General features: G+C 61.2%; 17 protein-coding genes, 1 tRNA gene and 2 pseudogenes. 15 read left to right on the top strand and 5 right to left on the bottom strand.

Annotation, left to right across the window (positions count from 1 at the left end):
* Positions 1–16 precede the first annotated feature (16 nt).
* The 5 genes from pheT to FQ755_RS20700 all read left to right on the top strand — a co-directional run bounded on the left by pheT (position 17) and on the right by FQ755_RS20700 (position 4,511).
* Complete coding sequence (pheT, locus tag FQ755_RS20725; RefSeq protein ID WP_144156655.1) at positions 17–2,455, top strand: phenylalanine--tRNA ligase subunit beta; 2,439 nt, start codon at positions 17–19, stop codon at positions 2,453–2,455.
* A gap of 69 nt (positions 2,456–2,524) precedes the next feature.
* A complete protein-coding gene (locus FQ755_RS20720) occupies positions 2,525–2,935 on the top strand; it encodes an integration host factor subunit alpha (RefSeq protein WP_074300147.1) in 411 nt (136 codons plus the stop codon).
* Positions 2,936–2,980: 45 nt separating this feature from the next.
* A complete protein-coding gene (locus FQ755_RS20715) occupies positions 2,981–3,391 on the top strand; it encodes a MerR family transcriptional regulator (RefSeq protein ID WP_144156654.1) in 411 nt (136 codons plus the stop codon).
* A gap of 114 nt (positions 3,392–3,505) precedes the next feature.
* Positions 3,506–3,582 (top strand) — tRNA-Pro (locus FQ755_RS20710).
* A 635-nt stretch (positions 3,583–4,217) separates the two neighbouring features.
* Positions 4,218–4,511: a DUF1330 domain-containing protein gene (locus FQ755_RS20700; protein WP_144156653.1), complete on the top strand. Its 294-nt coding sequence runs from the start codon at positions 4,218–4,220 to the stop codon at positions 4,509–4,511.
* Positions 4,512–4,609: 98 nt separating this feature from the next.
* Here the strand turns inward: FQ755_RS20700 and FQ755_RS20695 are convergent, their stop codons facing one another.
* A complete protein-coding gene (locus FQ755_RS20695; RefSeq protein ID WP_144156652.1) occupies positions 4,610–5,320 on the bottom strand; it encodes an SDR family NAD(P)-dependent oxidoreductase in 711 nt (236 codons plus the stop codon).
* A 779-nt stretch (positions 5,321–6,099) separates the two neighbouring features.
* Here FQ755_RS20695 and FQ755_RS20690 point away from each other — a divergent pair.
* The 4 genes from FQ755_RS20690 (at position 6,100) to FQ755_RS20675 (ending at position 10,346) form a co-directional block, all read left to right on the top strand.
* The gene (locus FQ755_RS20690; protein ID WP_144156651.1) at positions 6,100–7,518 is read left to right on the top strand and encodes an MmgE/PrpD family protein; all 1,419 of its coding nucleotides are present in this window, start codon (positions 6,100–6,102) and stop codon (positions 7,516–7,518) included.
* Positions 7,515–8,774 carry an MFS transporter gene (locus FQ755_RS20685; protein ID WP_144156650.1) on the top strand — a complete coding sequence of 420 codons (1,260 nt, stop codon included), beginning with the start codon at positions 7,515–7,517 and terminating at the stop codon, positions 8,772–8,774. The genes FQ755_RS20690 and FQ755_RS20685 overlap by 4 nt, the downstream gene beginning before the upstream one ends.
* A 164-nt stretch (positions 8,775–8,938) precedes the next feature.
* On the top strand, positions 8,939–9,400 hold the full coding sequence (locus FQ755_RS20680; protein WP_144156649.1) for a MarR family winged helix-turn-helix transcriptional regulator: 462 nt from the start codon (positions 8,939–8,941) through the stop codon (positions 9,398–9,400).
* Between the two features lie 58 nt (positions 9,401–9,458).
* Positions 9,459–10,346, top strand: coding sequence for a LysR family transcriptional regulator (locus tag FQ755_RS20675; protein ID WP_144156648.1), 888 nt, complete (start codon positions 9,459–9,461; stop codon positions 10,344–10,346).
* Here the strand turns inward: FQ755_RS20675 and FQ755_RS20670 are convergent.
* From FQ755_RS20670 to FQ755_RS20660, 3 genes are all read right to left on the bottom strand, one after another.
* The gene (locus tag FQ755_RS20670) at positions 10,343–11,308 is read right to left on the bottom strand and encodes a LysR family transcriptional regulator (RefSeq protein ID WP_260858733.1); all 966 of its coding nucleotides are present in this window, start codon (positions 11,306–11,308) and stop codon (positions 10,343–10,345) included. The genes FQ755_RS20675 and FQ755_RS20670 overlap by 4 nt on opposite strands.
* 271 nt (positions 11,309–11,579) lie before the next feature.
* Positions 11,580–11,993, bottom strand: a complete 414-nt coding sequence (locus FQ755_RS20665) for a VOC family protein (protein ID WP_144156647.1) — start codon at positions 11,991–11,993, stop codon at positions 11,580–11,582.
* A gap of 61 nt (positions 11,994–12,054) precedes the next feature.
* A complete protein-coding gene (locus FQ755_RS20660; protein ID WP_144156646.1) occupies positions 12,055–12,285 on the bottom strand; it encodes a tautomerase family protein in 231 nt (76 codons plus the stop codon).
* 325 nt (positions 12,286–12,610) lie between these two features.
* Here FQ755_RS20660 and FQ755_RS20655 point away from each other — a divergent pair, with 325 nt between their 5' ends.
* Together FQ755_RS20655 and FQ755_RS20650 are read left to right on the top strand one after the other, a co-directional pair.
* On the top strand, positions 12,611–13,510 hold the full coding sequence (locus FQ755_RS20655) for a LysR substrate-binding domain-containing protein (RefSeq protein WP_144156645.1): 900 nt from the start codon (positions 12,611–12,613) through the stop codon (positions 13,508–13,510).
* 13 nt (positions 13,511–13,523) lie between these two features.
* Entirely contained in the window at positions 13,524–14,624 is a 1,101-nt protein-coding gene (locus FQ755_RS20650) for an NAD(P)H-dependent flavin oxidoreductase (RefSeq protein WP_144156644.1), read from the top strand.
* 108 nt (positions 14,625–14,732) lie between these two features.
* On the opposite strand, the gene FQ755_RS20645 is transcribed toward FQ755_RS20650, so the two are convergent.
* On the bottom strand, positions 14,733–15,620 hold the full coding sequence (locus tag FQ755_RS20645) for a LysR family transcriptional regulator (protein WP_144156643.1): 888 nt from the start codon (positions 15,618–15,620) through the stop codon (positions 14,733–14,735).
* A 102-nt stretch (positions 15,621–15,722) separates the two neighbouring features.
* Here FQ755_RS20645 and FQ755_RS20640 point away from each other — a divergent pair.
* From FQ755_RS20640 to FQ755_RS20625, 4 genes and pseudogenes are all read left to right on the top strand, one after another.
* Positions 15,723–16,869: pseudogene (locus FQ755_RS20640) on the top strand (muconate/chloromuconate family cycloisomerase).
* A 49-nt stretch (positions 16,870–16,918) separates the two neighbouring features.
* A pseudogene (catA, locus tag FQ755_RS20635) lies at positions 16,919–17,827 on the top strand (catechol 1,2-dioxygenase).
* 88 nt (positions 17,828–17,915) lie between these two features.
* The gene (gene catC / locus FQ755_RS20630; RefSeq protein WP_144156642.1) at positions 17,916–18,206 is read left to right on the top strand and encodes a muconolactone Delta-isomerase; all 291 of its coding nucleotides are present in this window, start codon (positions 17,916–17,918) and stop codon (positions 18,204–18,206) included.
* Between the two features lie 101 nt (positions 18,207–18,307).
* A complete protein-coding gene (locus FQ755_RS20625) occupies positions 18,308–18,994 on the top strand; it encodes an HAD family hydrolase (RefSeq protein WP_144156641.1) in 687 nt (228 codons plus the stop codon).
* The last annotated feature ends 71 nt before the right edge of the window (positions 18,995–19,065 follow it).

Genomic DNA, 19,065 nt, shown 5'->3' with positions numbered 1-19,065 from the left:
GAACGTACACAGAACCATGCAATTCCCGGAATCCTGGCTAAGAAGCTTTGTCGACCCGCAGATGACGACGGACGAGCTGTCGCACGCGCTGACGATGGCGGGTCTCGAGGTCGAAGGCCTGCAGCCTGCTGCGCCGCCCACCAAGAAGATCGTTGTCGGCCGGGTGCTCGAAGTCGTCAAGCATCCGGACGCGGATAAGCTCAACGTGTGTCAGGTGGACGCCGGCACGGGCGCAACGCTCAACATCGTGTGTGGCGCGCCGAATGTGGCGCCGGGCATCAAGGTGCCGGTCGCGCTGGTGGGCGCCGAGCTGCCGCCGGCTGAAGAGGGCGGCGCGCCGTTCGCCATCAAGCTCTCGAAGCTGCGCGGCGTGGAAAGCCAGGGCATGCTGTGCTCGGCTCGCGAACTGAAGCTCTCGGAAGATCATAGCGGCCTGCTGATCCTGCCGGAAGATACGCCGATCGGCCAGGACATCCGCGAGACGCTCAATCTCGACGACACCGTCTTTGAAATCAAGCTGACGCCGAACAAGGCCGACTGCCTCTCGGTGTTCGGCGTGGCGCGCGAAACCTCGGCGATTACGGGCGCACCGCTGCGCGCGCTCGACATCAAGCCGGCTGCGGTCACCCTGAATGAAACGCTGCCGGTCAAGATCTCGGCGCCGGATCTGTGCGGCCGTTTCTCGGGCCGCGTGATTCGCGGCGTGAACGCGCGCGCGAAGTCGCCGCAGTGGATGGTCGAGCGTCTGGAACGCTCGGGACAGCGCAGCATCTCGGCGCTGGTCGACATCTCGAACTACGTGATGCTTGAACTCGGCCGCCCCTCGCACGTGTTCGATCTCGACAAGATCCACGGCGGCATGGATGTGCGCTGGGGCCGCAAGGGCGAGACGCTCAAGCTGCTCAACGGCAACACCGTTGAACTGGATGAGACAGTCGGCGTGATCGCGGACGAGCGGCATATCGAAAGTCTCGCGGGCATCATGGGCGGCGACAGCACGGCCGTGACGCTGGATACCGCCAACATCTATCTGGAAGCTGCCTTCTGGTGGCCGGACAGCATTCGTGGCCGCTCGCGCAAGTACAACTTCTCGACCGACGCGGGCCATCGCTTCGAGCGCGGCGTCGACTATGCGACCACCGTCGAACATATCGAGCGCATCACGCAGCTGATCCTCGACATCTGCGGCGGTGAGGCGGGTCCGGTCGACGATCAGGTTGTCAACCTGCCGCAGCGCGCGCCGGTGAAAATGCGCGTCGCACGGGCGAACCGGATCATCGGCGTGGCAATCGGTGCGGATGAGATCGCGCAGATCTTCACGCGCCTTGGCCTCACATTCGAGCGCGAAGGCGATGACGTGTTCTCCGTGACACCGCCGTCGTATCGCTTCGACATCGAAATCGAGGAAGACCTGATCGAAGAAGTCGCGCGCATCTACGGCTTCGAAAAGATTCCGGCGCGTCCGCCCGTGGCCACGAGCGAAATGCGCGCGACCAACGAGACGCGGCGCACCCAGCACGATATCCGTCACGCGCTTGCCGCGCGCGACTACGCGGAAACGGTCAATTTCAGTTTCGTCGACGCGCAATGGGAGCAGGATTTCGCCGGCAACGACAAGCCGGTGCGTCTCCTGAACCCGATCGCCAGTCAGCTTTCGGTGATGCGCACCACGCTGTTTGGCAGCCTGATCGAAGTGCTGCGCACGAATCTGAGCCGTCGCGCGGCGGATCGCGTGCGCGTGTTCGAAGTGGGTCGTGTGTTCCTGCACGACCCGGCGATCAAGGCCGGTGAGCTGCAGGTCGAAGGCTTCTCGCAGCCGAAGATGTTCGGCGCGCTCGCCTATGGTCCGGCGCAGGAAGAGCAATGGAGCGCGGCCACGCGCGCCGTGGACTTCTTCGACGTCAAGGGCGATCTGGAAGCGTTGCTCGCGCCCGCGGTGGCGCGCTTCGTGAAAGCGGAACATCCGGCTCTGCATCCGGGACGCAGTGCGCGTATTGAGTTGAATGGCCGCGCAGTGGGCTGGATTGGTGAATTGCATCCGCGCTGGATGCAGAAATATGATTTGCCGCATGCGCCGATTCTGTTTGAAATCGAAGCGGATGCATTAATTCAGCGTACATTGCCGGTGCCTTCGGAAGTGTCGAAGTTTCCGCCGGTGCGGCGTGATATCGCGGTGGTCGTGGACCAGAAAATCGAGGTTCAGGCACTGCTCGACGAGATGCAAAAGGCGCTTTCCGAAGACGCCTGCAAGACCATCAGAAGGGTTGCGCTTTTCGACGAATTCCGTCCAAAATCAAACACTTCCGGTGGGTTGGCAGCTCACGAGAAAAGCCTTGCGTTCCGTGTGACCTTGCAAGATACTGGCGGGACCCTTCAGGACGAGACGGTCGATCTGGCCATTCAAACCCTGGTGGATCGTCTGGCTCGAGTATATGGCGCACGGTTGCGCGGATAACCCGCGAATACTCATTAAGCGGTAGTTTTCGCATTCTCCGGTTCCTGGTTGGCGCGCCATTTGATAGATATGAATGAAATGAACTCGAGTGATTTCGAAGCCCTTCTTACGGCGCAGCGTAGCGCCATGATTCGCGATATTCCGACATCACCCGCAAACGCGTCAGCGGAAACGCCCACGCTTACCAAGGCCGAGCTTGCCGAGTTGCTGTTCGACAATGTCGGACTCAACAAGCGGGAAGCCAAGGACATGGTCGAGGCGTTCTTCGAGGTGATTCGCGACGCGCTGGAGAGCGGCGATAGCGTGAAGCTGTCGGGCTTCGGTAACTTCCAGTTGCGCGACAAGCCTCAGCGTCCTGGCCGTAATCCGAAGACCGGCGAGGCCATTCCGATTGCCGCTCGCCGCGTTGTGACGTTCCATGCAAGTCAAAAGCTGAAGGCGCTGGTCGAGACCGGCGCCGAGGCGAGCTTCGCGCGCTGATCGACAGCGCGTTCCTGCGCAACCCACCACGACGGCTAACTGACGATGACAGCGACGATCGAAAAAGTCGTCTTGCCTCCGATTCCGGCGAAGCGCTACTTCACCATTGGTGAAGTGAGCGAACTGTGCGGCGTTAAACCGCATGTGTTGCGGTATTGGGAGCAGGAGTTCACGCAGTTGAGGCCGGTGAAGCGGCGCGGCAACCGTCGCTATTACCAGCATCATGAAGTGCTGTTGATCCGGCGGATTCGCGAGTTGCTGTACGAGCAGGGCTTCACGATCAACGGCGCGCGCAACCGGCTCGATTCGCATGGCGCAGTGCATGGGGCACCGGCGGCGGATGAGATTGTCGAGGAAGGTGACGTGGTCGAGGCGGCGGCCAAAAGCGCGGCCGCAGTGGATGTCGATCAGTTGCGCAAGGAATTGCTGCATGTGATTGATCTGCTGAGCCGGTAGCGTTCCGGCACTGCTGACGTGATCGACCAGTGCGGGCGTAAGCGGTCTTTTCAGGTTTTGTTGGTAACGGGCGGTTCTAATCGATTGAAGTGTCTGTTATAATTTTTAGCTGTTCGGGGCGTAGCGCAGCCTGGTAGCGTACCTGCATGGGGTGCAGGTGGTCGGAGGTTCAAATCCTCTCGCCCCGACCAAAGATACAACCCGCACAGTCGCTAGGCTGTGCGGGTTTTTTTATGCCTGCAATACAACGCAGGCGCTGTTTTCTTCGTCCGCGACGCAGATGCGCCACAGCGCGGATTCCCCGCGCGTGCTTCGATTTGTTGCGGGTCGTTCAAGCTTGTTCCAGCGTCATGAATCCACATTCTCATTCATTCGGAATGCGAAGCATAGGCCTGCTCTGCCGCACCCGTTAGAGCCGCGAGGATGCGGAAAAAACCGGCGCTCGCGCGCAGGATAGCCGAACTGCAGGGTGAGTGACAGTGCTGGAGGCCGCCCGCATGCACGCTGCCGTTGGCCCTATGAAAACGGATCATTCGTCGTAGAACTCCGAGCGCGCGATGACGTGGTTCGTACCACGCGGGCATTGACATGCCACGATATCGTTGTCTTGGCAGTGGTCAAACCGCGGGCGGACCGTCCTCATGGACGGATCGCGTCGCCGTTGAATCTTCGGCAAGTCATTCAGGTGACGAGAGGCACGGCGCCTCATGCCGTATGATTCCTGTCATGCCCCGCCTTAAGCGACACGGTTAGCCGGTCAGTTTGACGGCTCCGTGTGGTTAGGAGGTTTAGGGGGCATGTCATGCCAACGTAAAAGGAGAGGATGATGGCAAAAGGCTATTGGGTCTCAGCGTATCGCAAGATATTTAAACCGGAGCAGGTCGCCGAATATTCGAAGCTCGCCACAGTGGCGATACGTGAGGGCGGCGGCCGCGTGCTGGTTCGCGGGATCGCTACGACCACGCACGGCGGCGGTGTCGCGGAACGGACGGTTCTCGTCGAATTCGACAGTCTCGCGCAAGCCGTTGCCGCATTCGACAGCGCGGCATATAAGGCGGCGCTCGACGTGTTGGGCGACGCAGTGGAGCGGGACTTCCGTATCGTCGAGGGCGTGGAGTAAGTTTCTCGACACCTGTCATCGTGATTGTCGTGTGTAGCAAGCACGAAAGGGACGCCGCCGCGCGGCGTCCCTCGTTCCAGAAAATTACCTGGGAATGCTTAGTGTCCTGCGCTCTGACCACCATCGACATGCAGAATCTCGCCGGTCACGAACGGCGCGGAATCCAGATACAGAATTGCATTGACGATATCGGCCATCTCGCCCATGTGGCCCATCGGATGAAGCCCGCCAAGCGCGGCATGAGTTTCCACAGCATGCATCGGCGACTTGATGATGCCAGGTGACACCGCATTGGCGCGAATGCCGCGTTTTGCGTATTCGATTGCGAGTGATTTCGTCGCCGAGTTCAGACCGCCCTTCGTGAGCGAAGCGAGCACTGACGGCACGCCATCGATGGCATGGTCGGTCAGCGTGGTACTCACACTGACGATGTGGCCGCCAGACTGCTTTTCCATTTCCGCAACGGCGAGCTGCGTAATGTAGAAGAAACCATGGACGTTGACGCCCATGACCGAGGCATAGTCTTCCGCGGTATAGGCGGTAAAGGGCTTGGCGACGAACACGCCGGCGTTGTTGACGAGCGTATCGACGCGGCCAAAGCGCGTCACGGCTTCCTTGATTACCCGCCGGGCGGTTTCCGGGTCGGCAATGTCACCAGCCACGGTCACGAAGTTGGGATCCTCCGACGGCTTGATGCTGCGCGCAGTGGCAACCACGCGATAGTCCAGCTTGCGGAACGCTTTTGCGACTTCTGCGCCAATGCCTTGCGATGCGCCGGTTACAACGACAACCTTCTGCGATGTGTTCACTTAAACCTCCTAAACAATTCCATTGAATGAGTTGTGTTGCTGATCGGATCTTGATTCCGACAGGTGATCAATCTAGGCGCTTTGCCGCAGAGTACGAATACCCGCGAAGGACAAACAGTCTTGCGTACCGGGAACAAGTCAACGGAATCGGCGGATTGAGGATGAGGCCAGGCGAAGTCGCGGCGGCTTGATGGGCAGGCGAACTGCGTTGAGCCGGCGAGAACAAGATTCTCTTTGAATCGGGCAAGACTCAATTGTCAATCCGCACTGAAACGAGCGCGATATTTGGCCTTAGACTGCTTATCGCCGCTTTGCTTGGCGGCTTTTCATCTTTGTTATTGCGCGGCCTGCGGGCCGCGCTTTTTTTTACGTCACGTGCGACGAAGCAAACGTTTTCCGCGCCCCGAGCGGTCGCGATCTTTTACCGCTAACTGCTTTTTCGCATAATTTTTTCCGGCGAGGAAACAATGCTTTACGGCAGCGGCCAATCATCGGGCCGATGGCGCGCCCAGCGCGGATGATCTCGCCATCGAGGCTAAGCCGAACGGCTGACGCTTGCCGGCGGCCCCATCTGCGAGCTGGAATCGCGAATGGCGGACACATTCATTGTTGTCTGCGGGTAAAAAGTGTGTTGACGGGCGAGGAGGGCGACGCGCGCTCAACGAGGCGGGACGCGGGGTATCTTTAAGCCAGATACCCCTATGCTTTTGCGTCGCTTGATAACACGGCGGAAGGATGCGAGTTTGCATCATTGTCTTCTTACCGAGAGACTCTCGCCCATGAACTCGCCCACCACTGCACAACGCATCGGCCAGTTTGCCTTTGATGCGCATGCCAGTCATCTCACGCCGCAGTCGCGGAGGGTGTTCAAACGCAACATTCTCGATAGCCTCGGCTGCGCAATCGGCGCGTTGCCGGGCAAGCCGTTCGAACTGCTGCGCGAGCAGTTCGACGAATACGGCCGGTCAGGTTCATGCACGCTGATTGGCGGCGGCACCTCGTCGCCGGATCAGGCCGCGCTGTACAACACCAGCCTTGTTCGTTATGTCGATCTGCTCGACAGCTATATGTCGCCAGGCGGCCTGTGTCATCCCAGCGACAACTTCGGCACCGTCCTCGCCGCCGCCGAGCACGCGGCGGCAAGCGGCGAAGCCTTCATGCTTGCGCTTGCGGTGGCGTATGAGATCGGCTGCCGCATCACCGCAATCGTTCCGGTGATGGCGAAGGGCTTTAATCACGCCATTCAACTGGCGATTTCATCGGCAGCGGCGTCCGGTAAATTATTTGATTTGGATTCCGAACAGATTGCTCATGCGCTGGCAATTGCAGCGGCCGACAACATTTCGTTGACCTGTGTCCACTCGGAGCCGGTATCGCAATGGAAAGGCTTTTCGCCGGGCATCACCGGCATGCGGGCGGTCTATGCGGCGTCGCTGGCAAAACGCGGTTTCACGGGACCACTGCGTCTGTTCGAAGGGCCTAACGGGTTGGTACGCATGTTCGATCAGCCGCTCGAAGTAGATTGGGACGATCACCGGCTGGAAGTGATCCATGAGACGGTCATGAAGAAGCACTGCGCGTTGATTCACGGCCAGCCGGTGCTTGAGGCTACGCTCGATCTGAAGCGCCGCAACGGCATCCAGGCCGGAGATGTCGAAGAGGTCGTGTGCGATATCTTCCAGACGGGCTACGACATCGCGGGCGGCGGCGCTTTCGGTGCGAAAGACGATCCACAAACCAAGGAACAGGCCGACTACAACCTGAAGTATCTGATTGCAGCGGCGTTGCTCGACGACATGGTAGGGCCGGCTCAGCTAGAAGCGGCGCGCGTCCAGGCGGCCGACACGCAGGCGCTTCTCAAGCGCGTCACTGTGCGGCCGGACCCGGTATTCAGCGCGCAGTATCCGCAGGCCCTGAACACTCGCGTGACGATCCGCTGCAAGAACGGCCGGAGTGTTTCGAAAGAGCACGTCGGCTTCGAAGGCGGCCTCGATAACCCGTTCACGTGGGAGCGCACGGTCGAGAAATTCCACTGGCTAAGCGAGCCCTATGCAGACGAGGCGCTGCGCGGCGAGATCATCGAACTCGTGTCGACCCTGGAGCAACATCCGATTGCGGAGTTAATGCAATTGCTGGCGAGGGTGAGTCCGCAAGCACGCTATCCGGCCAACCATCCTGGGATTCAGTCACTGCAATGACAAACACTACTGACGGACTCGCGCAACCGGCGCCTGGCGCGGAGAAAATTACCTACTCGGCCCGCAACGAACCGTATTGGCGCAGGAACCTGATTATCTGCGTGTTCGGCTCGTTCACCACGCTGGTGAGTTTGAGCATGCTGTTGCCGTTTCTTCCGCTCTACGTGCAGCAGCTTGGCGTGAGTTCGACCTCGGCCATCGTGCAGTGGTCGGGCGTCGCGTTCGGCGTGACGTTTCTGGGCACGGCCGTCACGGCGCCCATCTGGGGACAGCTCGCCGATCGCTATGGACGCAAGCCCATGCTGATTCGTGCCGCGGTCGGCATGGCGGTGGTGATGTCCACCATCGGTCTGGCACACAACGTCTACGAGCTGGTGGCGTTGCGTTTCGCCGCCGGCCTGATTGGCGGCTACGCGTCCGCATCGATTGTGATGATCGGGACCCAGGCGCCGCCTGAACGTGCCGGCTGGGCCTTGGGCGTGCTGTCGACGGGTGTGCTCGCCGGTAATCTGATCGGCCCGCTGATTGGTGGCTTGCTGCCGAATCTGATCGGCATTCGTGGCGCATTTTTTGCCGCAGGCGGGATGATCGCTGTGGCGGCGTTGTTGACCGTTACGTTGGTACGCGAAGACTTTACATATCGACCGCAGAATAAATCGAAGCAGCCTGGCGCCGGCGTGCAGCATGGCAAGCGCAATTACGCGGTCCTCGGCGCGTTGCTGGTTACCGCCATGATGGTGCTGCTGTCCAACATGTCGATCGAGCCGATCATCACGGTGTATATCGGCCAGTTGGGCGTGGCGCACAACCGCCTCGCCACCGTGGCCGGCATCGTGATGGCATGTTCCGCGTTCGGCAGCATGGTAATGGCGGCCCGGCTCGGGGCGTTGGCGGATCGCATCGGCGGCTGGAACGTTATCATCGGTTGCCTGGTGGCGACTGGCATTGTCATGATCCCACAGGCCTTCGTGACCGAGTGGTGGCAACTGGCCGCGCTACGCGGACTGATGGGCATGACTCTCGCCGGCCTGCTGCCGGCGATTGCCAAACTCGTGCGCCAGGCGGTGCGTGAGCACGAGTCCGGCAAGATGCTGGGCTATCTGCAGTCCGCTCAATACGCGGGACAGGTAACGGGGCCGCTTATCGGTGGCGCGATCGGCGTGCATTTCGGCATGCGTTACGTGTTTTTCGTCACCGGCGCGTTGTTGCTGGCCTGCGCTGCATACGACCGCTGGGTGAGGGACGCCGGGCGTTGAGATGCGTCCCTTTGCCTGAGCTTACATGCCCCAGATTCCGCAGCCGACGCAACCATGCTCCATTAGCCGGGCTTTGCGAAAAATACAGCTTTTGCGAGTTAATCGCATCCGATATATAATCGTGGCTCCATGACGCAGCAGCCTGGCTGAAGAAAAGGACGCAGATGAGCACGATCGAAAAGCCCGACACCGCCGCCCCGAAGCTGGCCGACTTTCTCTGCTTCGCGGTTTATTCCGCGAATCTTGCCTTCGGCAAGGCCTACAAGCCCATCCTCGACGAACTGGGGCTCACTTACACGCAATACATTACGATCATTGCGTTGTGGGAGGAAGACAACCAGACGGTCGGCAGCCTCGGCGAAAAGCTGTTTCTCGAGTCGAACACGCTCACGCCCATCCTCAAGAAACTCGAGGCAATGGGCTATCTGTACCGGCAGCGCGATCCTTCGGACGAACGCCAGGTGCTGGTGAGCCTTACCAAAGCCGGCCGCCGTTTGCGCGAAAAGGGCCTCAATATGGACCTCGTGGATGCGTGCGGGCTGACCCGCCAGGAGTTCAGCAAGGTGCAGAAGTCGATCGCCACGCTGCGCAACAACCTGATCAAGGCCGTGCAAGAGCGGGAATAACGACGCCGCGGTAGACTGGCCGTCGTGAAAGTGCGGATCATTTCGATAGGTGCAAAGCATGGACGTCGCCGATCTAAAGGTACTCGAAGCTGTCGCCCGCCATGGCAGCATGAACAAGGCGGCCGCCGAATTGCATACGGTGCAGTCGAATGTCACGGCGCGGATTCGCGCGCTGGAAAGAGAGGTTGGCGTTGCGCTGTTTCACCGCCATGTGCGCGGCGTCAGCCTGACGCCGGCCGGGCAGCGCATGCTGCCTTACGCGGCGCGCATTGCAAAACTGGTGTCCGACGCCAAACTCGCGGCGCAGGACGACGGTCCGCCTAACGGCGCATTGATACTCGGCACGCTCGAAACCACGGCGGCGCTGCGCCTGTCGCCCATCCTGAGCCATTTCGCGCGGACCTATCCGCAGGTGCGTTTGTCGCTCTCCACGGGCACCAGCGCCAGTCTCACCGCGGACGTGGCGGAGTGCCGTCTGGACGGCGCGTTCGTGGCCGGCCCGGTAGATCATCCGGACCTGCACACCGAGACCATCTTTAGCGAAGAGCTGGTGCTGGTGACGCCGCGCACGATGCGCTCGCTCGAAGCCCTCAACACCATTCCTAATCTCAAGACCATCGTGTTCCGGTTGGGCTGCTCGTATCGTCAGCGGCTCGAAACCCTGCTTGCCGAAATGGGCATTGTCACGGCCACGCCGCTGGAATTCGGGTCGCTGGATGCAATTATCGCGTGCGTGGCGGCGGGCATTGGTGTGACGCTGCTGCCGCGTGGCGTGGTGGCGAACGCGGCGCAGCAGGACGTCGTGGCGATTCACGCGCTTGCACCGGAAAAGGCGCATGTCGAAACACTGTTTGTGCGTCGGCACGATGCGTATGTATCGAGTGCGATGCAGGCGTTTATCGAAATCGCGCGTTCCGAGCAGGACCCGTTGATGGTGGCGGCTTAAGCGCGCCGCTCAAGCCGTTCGGCATTGGCAGCCGGTTTCGCAACCGCTTGCCGCTCAAGACGTTCGCCGCGGAAAAACGTCGTGCAAAAGTCGACGAAGGTCCGAAACCGCGCCGGCAACAGTTCGCGGTGCGAATAAAACAGACAGACTTCGACATCGCTCTCCGAGGTCGAACAGCCCTGCAAGACGTGCACCAGTTGGCCGTTTGCCAGGTCCCGATGGATCATCGCCTCGGGCAGCGCCGCAATGCCGGTGCCGGTCAGCGCGGCGGCGCGCAACAGGGCCTCATTGCCATCCATCGACGCCATCGGCAAGACTCTCACCGGCAGGCCATCCTCGAACAGATCGATAAAATTGCTGTCCTGCTGACGCAGGCGTGGATCGACCAGCAGAAAATGTGCGGACAGGTCTGCTGCGTGCACGGGAACACCGTATCGGGCGAGATAGGCGGGCGAAGCCGCCAGCACTTTCGACGACTTCGACAAGGTCCGGCGAATCACCGCCGACTGTTCGACCAGATGCGGCGGCACGATCGCAATGTCATAGTGGCCGTCATAGAGATTCACCACGTTTTCCTGCACCGACACCGTCAGGTTCACATTCGGCGCAATCGCATTGTAGCTCGACACCAACTGCGAAAACGTATCGCTCACCAGCATCGGATGAACCACCAGACGCAGCCTGCCGCTATCGACTTCGCGTTCCTCGGTAATGCGCCGGTTGGCCTCGTCAAGCTCTGCAAGCAGCCGGCAGCAGCTCAGATAGTAGGCTTGCGCCTCTTCGGTAAGCGTGACCGAGCGGGTGGTCCGATGCAGTACCCGTGTCTGGATCGCCGCTTCGAGTTTGGCAATGGCCTTGGAGATGGACCCCGTCGTCACGCCAAGCGACGTGGCTGCCTTGCTGAAACTCTTATGCTGGGTTGCCGCAACGAAGGCCCGCAACATGTAAAGCTGGTCCATCATCGATCTCGCTGGAAAAACAGGGTGCAGGGTAGGAGACTCTCGGCGCTTGATTGGGGATAGGGCTGACCCAAACCGCGCAGTCAGAATCGCGCCGCGTTGCCAGTCACTTTAGCAACGTTGGCGCGCAAAGACGCACGGTTTGTGACGATAGGGGTATCACCGCAGGCGATAACTCAGGGGTCGCGCGCCACGACAGGCATGGCGCGCACGATTTATCGCGGGCGGTGCTGATGATGCGGCTGGTGCTGATGGTGCTCGTGACGATTGACGCTTAAATGCGCGGGTCGAAATCGAACTCGAGCCGGATGCCGCCGGGCTCGAACACCATCGCGTGCTGTTTCGGTCCTTCGCCCAGGTTCTCGGGCGCGAAGTCGACCGTGACGCCCGGCCATGCCGTGACGCGCGCAAAAATCTCCTTGAGCGCTGCTTCGCTGCCTACACGCAACGCGAGATGATGCAGGCCGACGTTGGACTTGCGGTCGAATTCCACGAGCCGATCCTGATTCGTCACCTGCCACAGTGTCAGCATGATATGGCCGTCCGACACAAAAGCCGCAGGGTAGGCGGGACGTTCGCCCACCAGATTCCAGCCAAGGCACTGGATAAAAAAGTCCCGTGTGACGTTCAGGTCGCGAACCGCGAGACCGAGATGGTCGATACCGCGCGTAAGAGGTTTGCCGTCCATTGTGGTTTTCTCCGTTTATCACTCAACCATGGCGCCGCAGAACCTGTGTCCGCGAACGCCCCTATTTCCAGCCTTTTTGCTTGCGATACTCGTCGGTGGGCAGACCACCCCAGCCCCAGTTTTCCGTTTCCACTTCCTGAATGATCACGAATGTCGCCTCCAGCGGCTTGTTCAGCACGTCGAGCAGCAGATGACTCACGCCCTTGATGAGCTGCGCTTTCTCTTGCGCGGTGACCGAGTCGGCGCCGGGTCGGGTGCCTTCGCGGGTTACCTGAATGGTGACGATGGGCATGATGCGCTCCTTGATCGTAGTTGATCGACCGGGCATCGGCTAGGGATGATGCCCGGTCGTGGGATTTATGCCGACTGGGCCGCGCTGTCGCTCACGTATGACCTCGCGCGTGGCTTCGCTAACTGCGTAATCCAGCTCAATGGCGACAAGTTCGAATACCCTGCGCGGACCAACAATTGTGACCCGAAGAAACAGGCGAAATAGGCGAATTTGCCTTTCCATCGGGTAAAGAATCTTTTGCCTGGCAGTCGATTGACCGTTCGTTCTCCCAAGGTGAGTATGAGTGCAAGGTCAATCCCCTGGCGAGAATCTGAACGAGGCCGCAATGGAGTTTTCAACGCTGGAAATATTCCACGCCGTAGCGACGCAGAAGAGCGTTACGCGGGCGGCCCGGCATCTGGCGCGGGTGCAGTCGAACGTCACCACGCGGGTCAGGCATCTCGAAGAGGAACTGGACGTCCAGCTGTTTTCGCGTAGCGGCCGGCGTATGACGCTCACGCCGAAAGGGCAGCAGATGCTTGGGTATGCGCAGCGCCTGCTGTCGTTGGCAGAGGAAGCGCGCCAGGCCATGAAGCCCGATCAGGCCGCCGACCGGCTGCGCATCGGCGCGATGGAAAGCACGGCGGCGGCCCGTCTGCCCGGGCTGCTTTCGGCGTATCACAGCAGATGGCCGCAAATCGCCATGGATATTTCGATCGGCACGTCGCGTTCGCTGATGGAGGACGTGCTGGGCGATCGCCTCGACTGCGCGTTTGTCGCCGAGGCTGTCTTTCAGGGCGCCGTCGAATCCATCAATCCATTCGCGGCGCGTGGCTTGCAGGCAACTCGTGCGTACACCGAAGAAATGCTGCTGGTCCTGCCGCCCAATCACGCGCCGGTCAAACGGCCGCGCGATATCACACTGACGACGGCGGCGGTGTTTCCCGGCGGCTGTGCGTATCGCGGCGTGCTCGAAGGCTGGCTCGGCCACGCGGATTCGCAGCATCGCGGCTGGAATACGCTCGAGCTGGCCTCGTACCATGCCATTCTCGCGAGCGTGGCGGCGGGGTCCTGTTTCGCGCTGTGTCCGAAATCCGTACTGGATTTGCAGCGCGCTCCGCTCGATGTCGTGACGCGGCCCATCGCGATGATCGACACGTTTCTGGTTGCGCGTGCGGCGTATCGTAGTGGCGCTTACGAGGAACTGGTTCAATATGTCAGGACATGGGCGAGCAACCCAACTTGATAAAGGAATAGACATGACTCACCAGACAGACCATCGGGCACTGCTGCGTCTGCTGAACGTCGAGAAGCCGATCTTCCAGGCGCCCATGGCCGGTGTGAGCACGCCAGCGTTGGCGGCGGCCGTATCGAACGCTGGCGGCCTTGGAGCGCTGGGTGTCGGGGCGATGAACGCCGCCGGCGCCCGCAAGGTCATCAAGGAAACGCAGGCGCTGACCTCGAAGCCGTTCAACGTCAACGTCTTCTGTCACCGCCCGGCTGCTGCGGATGCCGCCGTGGAGCGCCAATGGCTGACGTGGCTCGCGCCGCAGTTCGAGCAGTTTGGCGCCGCGCCGCCGGCCACGTTGTCGGAGATCTATACGAGCTTCGTGGAAGACCCGGCCATGCTGGCGGTTTTCGTCGAAGAGAAGCCGGCGGTGGTGAGTTTCCATTTTGGCTTGCCGCCCGCTGAAGTCATCGCGGAGTTGAAGAAGGCCGGCATCAAACTGCTTGCGTCCGCAACGAATCTGCATGAAGCGCAGCAGGTCGCGGCGGCGGGTGTCGATGCAATCGTTGCGCAGGGTATCGAGGCAGGCGGCCATCGCGGTATCTTCGAGTCGGATGCAGCCGACGATCATCTGGGCACGTTTGCCCTGACGCGTCTATTGGTCAGGCAATTCGATCTGCCGGTGATTGCCGCGGGCGGCATTATGGATGGCGCGGGAATTGCCGCGGCGCTGGCGCTCGGCGCTCAGGCCGCGCTATTGGGAACGGCCTTTGTTGCATGCCCGGAAACTTCGATCGACGAAGGCTACCGGCGCGCATTACTGGGCGAGGCGGCACGTCGGACCACATTGACGCGGGCCATTTCCGGCCGCGTCGCCCGCAGCATGGTGAACCGCTTCACGGAGTTGGGCGAAAAGGCAGGTGCGCCGCAAGCGCCGGTTTATCCGATTGCCTATGATGCGGGCAAAGCGCTTCACGCCGCCGGCAAAACCAAAGGCGAGTTTGGTTACGGCGCGCAGTGGGCGGGCCAGGCCGCGGCGCTTGCCAGGCATTTGCCTGCCGCCGAGTTGTTCGCTCAACTGGAGAGTGAATTGAAGGACAGCATCGGACAGTTGCAACAGTTCGTGGGTTAAGCGGTATTCTGGTTTCAGAATACGCCTACGGCCAACTCGATTTCGTCTGCAAACACGGACTCGCTTACACCGAAGAGATGTCGGCGCGGCCGTATGCGGTGCCTTGCATTAACCGTCGCGGAACAGCTTACGCGCCAGCGAACACAGTAACGTGGTCGCCGGCGATTCGTCCTGCAGGCGCCGGCTCATGATGATCGGCGACACCGCATGTGCCGCCGGAATTGGCCGGTACACCACGCCGTGCGCGCGCAAGCCTTCCACGCTCTCCGGCACGAGACATACGCCCACCTGCGCCGCCACCAGACCCAATGCGGTCTGCAATTCCCTCACTTCATGAATCGCTTTCGGTTCCAGCGCATGATCGTGCATGGCCGATAGCTGCTGGTCCGCATAGCTCGGCCGCGGCGTGCTCGGATAAACGATCAAGGTTTCCTGCGCCAGCGCGGCCAGTGTCAATGCCTTCTTTTGCCGTGCCAGCCGATGCCCTTGCGGTAGCGCGGCAATCATCCGTTCTTCGACGAGTACCTCGCGCGCCAGTTGCACATCGTCGAAACGCAAACGCCCAAAACCCACGTCGATGCGTCCACCTTTGAGGGCGCCCAGTTGCTCGATAGTGAACATCTCGATGAGCGACAGTTCGATCTGCGGCGCCGCCTCGCGGAACGCGCGGATCACGGCGGGCAGGGCGCCATATAACGTCGACGGTACGAAGCCGATCACGATTCGCTCGGCCAGTTGCGCGAGACGCCGCGTGAGCGGAGCGAGTTCGTCGGCCTCGCCGACCAGCCGTTTTGCCTGCGTATAGAAGATGCGGCCCGCCTCGGTCAGACGCAATGGCCGCGAGCCGCGCGCGAACAGGGCGAGCCCCACGTTTTCCTCGATCTGCTGGATCTGCCGGCTAAGCGGCGGCTGCGTCATATTCAGGCGATCGGCAGCACGCGTGATGTTCATTTCTTCCGCCACGGCAATGAAGTAGCGAAGTTGGCGAATTTCCATGCATACCCCTAAGGTATGAAAGTAGTCGGAATCGGTGTTGGACTGCGGCGCGGCTTTGTTCCTAAGATGGTGTCCACAGCAAAGCAGTCGAGGAGTCCTGGCATGATAGCAACACCCGTGAAGATCGAGCGCGTGGAGACGATCCTGGTCGACGTCCCGACGATTCGCCCACATCGGCTCTCGGTCGCCACCATGAACTGCCAGACTCTCGTGCTGGTGCGGATTCGCTGCGCCGACGGTATCGTCGGCGTGGGCGAGGGCACCACCATCGGTGGCCTGGCGTATGGCGAGGAAAGTCCGGAAAGCATCAAGGTCAATATCGACACTTACTTTGCCCCCATGCTGGTGGGAATGAACGCAGCCCGTCCGGGCGCTGCCATGGCGAAGCTGCGTGGGCTGTTTCAGGGCAATCGTTTTGCCAAATCCGCCCTTGAAACGGCCTTGTTCGATGCTCAGGCGCAGCGTCTCGGCGTGCCGCTATCCGAATTGTTAGGCGGCCGCGTGCGCGATAGCGTGGACTCTCGCGAGCGGCGACACGCAGCGCGATATCGACGAGGCCGAGCGCGTCTTTGAAGCGAAGCGTCACCGCGTATTCAAGCTGAAGATCGGCGCACGTTCCGTCGCCGCCGATGTGGCGCATGTGGCCGCGATTGGAAAAGCCCTTGAAGGGCGCGGCGAAGTGCGGGTGGACGTGAATCAGGCGTGGAGCGAATCCGAAGCGATCTGGGCGGCGCGGCGCCTCGCCGAGGCCGGCGTCACGCTGATCGAGCAGCCGATTGCCGCCGAAAATCATGCGGGGCTCGAGCGCCTGACGAAACTGGCGCAGGTGCCGATCATGGCCGACGAAGCGCTGCACGGTCCGGCCGACGCCTTTGCGCTTGCCGGCGCACAGGCCGCCGACGTGTTCGCGGTGAAGATCGCCCAGTCGGGCGGACTGAGCGGCGCCGCGCAGGTGGCGGCCATCGCCGCTGCGGCAAATATCGACCTGTATGGCGGCACGATGCTCGAAGGCGCGGTGGGCACGATCGCCTCGGCGCAACTCTTTAGCACCTTTAGTGCGCTGAAGTGGGGCACCGAACTCTTCGGTCCGCTGCTGCTGACCGAAGAGATTCTCACCGAACCGCTGCGCTACGAGCAGTTTTCCTTGCAACTGCCGCAGGGGCCAGGTCTGGGCATCACGCTGGACTGGAACAAGATCGAGCGCCTTCGGCGCGATTCGACCCAAGGTGCAAGCATCATCACGAGCTAAGGCTTTAGATCATTAGCTATCCATAAGATTGACTGAGGGAGATACCCTCATGAACAGGCAAGCCATCGACGCGCTGCTACAGAAGATCAACGCCAGCGCCACCCACGAAGGTAACCCGCGCACCAAGTAAATCGTCAACCGCATCGTGCGCGATCTGTTTTACACGATCGAAGAACTCGACGTGCAACCGGACGAATTCTGGACCGCGCTGAATTATCTCGGCGAAGCGGGCAAGAGCGGCGAGCTCGGTTTGTTGGCCGCGGGTCTTGGCTTCGAACATTTCCTCGATCTGCGTCTGGATGAAGCGGAGGCGCGAGCCGGTATCGAAGGCGGTACGCCGCGCACCATCGAAGGACCGCTGTATGTAGCGGGCGCGCCGCTCGCCGAAGGCCACGCGCGACTCGACGACGGCTCGGACCCCGGCGAGACCTTGGTGATGCGCGGCCGTGTGCTCGGCGAGGACGGCAAGCCGCTTGCGAACGCGCTGGTCGAAGTGTGGCACGCGAATCATCTGGGCAACTATTCGTACTTCGACCCGTCGCAAGCGGCCTTCAATCTGCGCCGCTCGATTCGCACCGGCGCCGATGGCCATTACAGTTTCCGCAGCGTGGTGCCGGTGGGTTACAGCGTGCCGCCGCAAGGGCAGACGCAACGCCTGCTCGATCAGCTTGGCCGTCATGGGCATCGTCCGGCGCATATTCACTTCTTTATTTCGGCGCCGGGTTTTCGCAAGCTGACCACGCAAATCAACATCGACGGCGATCCGTACCTGTGGGATGACTTCGCGTTCGCTACGCGCGAGGGCCTCGTACCGGTGGTCAAGCAGGCCGAGGGCGCGCAGGGCAAACCGTATGGCGTGGACGGGAATTTCGCGCTGATCGACTTCGACTTCACGCTGTTCAGGGATCGCGACAATCTGCCGGGCGCGGAAGTGGACCGCGTGCGCGCCGAGGCATAAACCACGTACTGCTAATCAATATCCGCCACAGCCTTAGTTGCACGCTTTGCGGCGTCGCCGGGGCTTCGAACACAACCAGGAGGCAAGCATGCTGTTTCACGTCGAAATGACGGTCAATCTGCCGCCCGAGATGGACGCCGAGCACGCCGCGCGGCTCAAGGCCGACGAGAAGGCGCTCTCGCAGAAGCTGCAGGAAGAGGGGGTATGGCGGCATCTCTGGCGTATCGCGGGACACTACGCGAATATCAGCATCTTCGACGTCGAAAGCCCGGCGCATCTGCACGAGGTGTTGAGCCAATTGCCGCTGTTTCCGTATATGAAGCTGGAAGTGCGGGCGTTGTGCCGGCATGCGTCCTCGGTGCGCGAGGGGGATCGTTGAGCGAAGGCGTCGATACATGCACTGGCCGCCGCGCCGGCACCCACGCAGGCCGAACCTACAGTATCCTTTAGCCCTTCGAGACCCTCCAGCCTATCGCCAGAATGCCTTCCTTCCCCTTCGACGCCGTACTTTTCGATTGCGACGGCGTGCTCGTCGACTCCGAATTCATCACCAACCGCGTGCTCGCGCAGATGCTGGGCGAGCTAGGCTGGAAGATCGGCGCCGAAGAATGCACGCGGCTATTCGTCGGCAAAATGGTGCGGGACGAAGCGGCGCTCATCGAGGCGAATACGGGTGTCGCCATCACGGATGAATGGCTCACGCAATTCCGCGAGCGCCGCAACATGGCGCTCGAAAGCGAGCTGGCCGGCATCGACGGTGCGGCGGCGGTAGTGCGCACGCTCCACGATGCGCTCGATGGCCGCATTGCCGTCGCCTCGGGCGCGGATCGCTACAAGATCGAGATGCAACTGAAGAAAACCGGCGTGCTCGAATATTTCGCGGGCCGTATCTTTAGCGGCCACGAATTGCCGCGCAACAAGCCGCATCCCGATGTGTACCTCACTGCCGCAGCGGCGTTGGGCGTGGACCCGAAACGTTGCGCCGTGGTGGAAGACACGGTGACCGGCGCAACCGCCGGTGTGGCGGCCGGCGCTACCGTGTTTGGCTACAGTCCGTCCGGGCTCGGCCACGGCACACCGGATGGCCTGCGCGCGGTGGGCGTCGCGGCGGTGTTCGAAGACATGCAGCAATTGCCCGCCTTGCTCGCGCAATGGCGCCGCGCATAACGCCGCCCGCGCCACCCATAACGCCGCCAATAGCGCGACCCATAGCGTCACCCATTCGCTCCTGACGAGTC

The sequence above is a fragment of the Paraburkholderia sp. BCC1885 genome, assembly GCF_900996235.1.
Lineage (GTDB): Bacteria > Pseudomonadota > Gammaproteobacteria > Burkholderiales > Burkholderiaceae > Paraburkholderia.
This window is presented reverse-complemented; position numbering and strand designations above follow the sequence as displayed.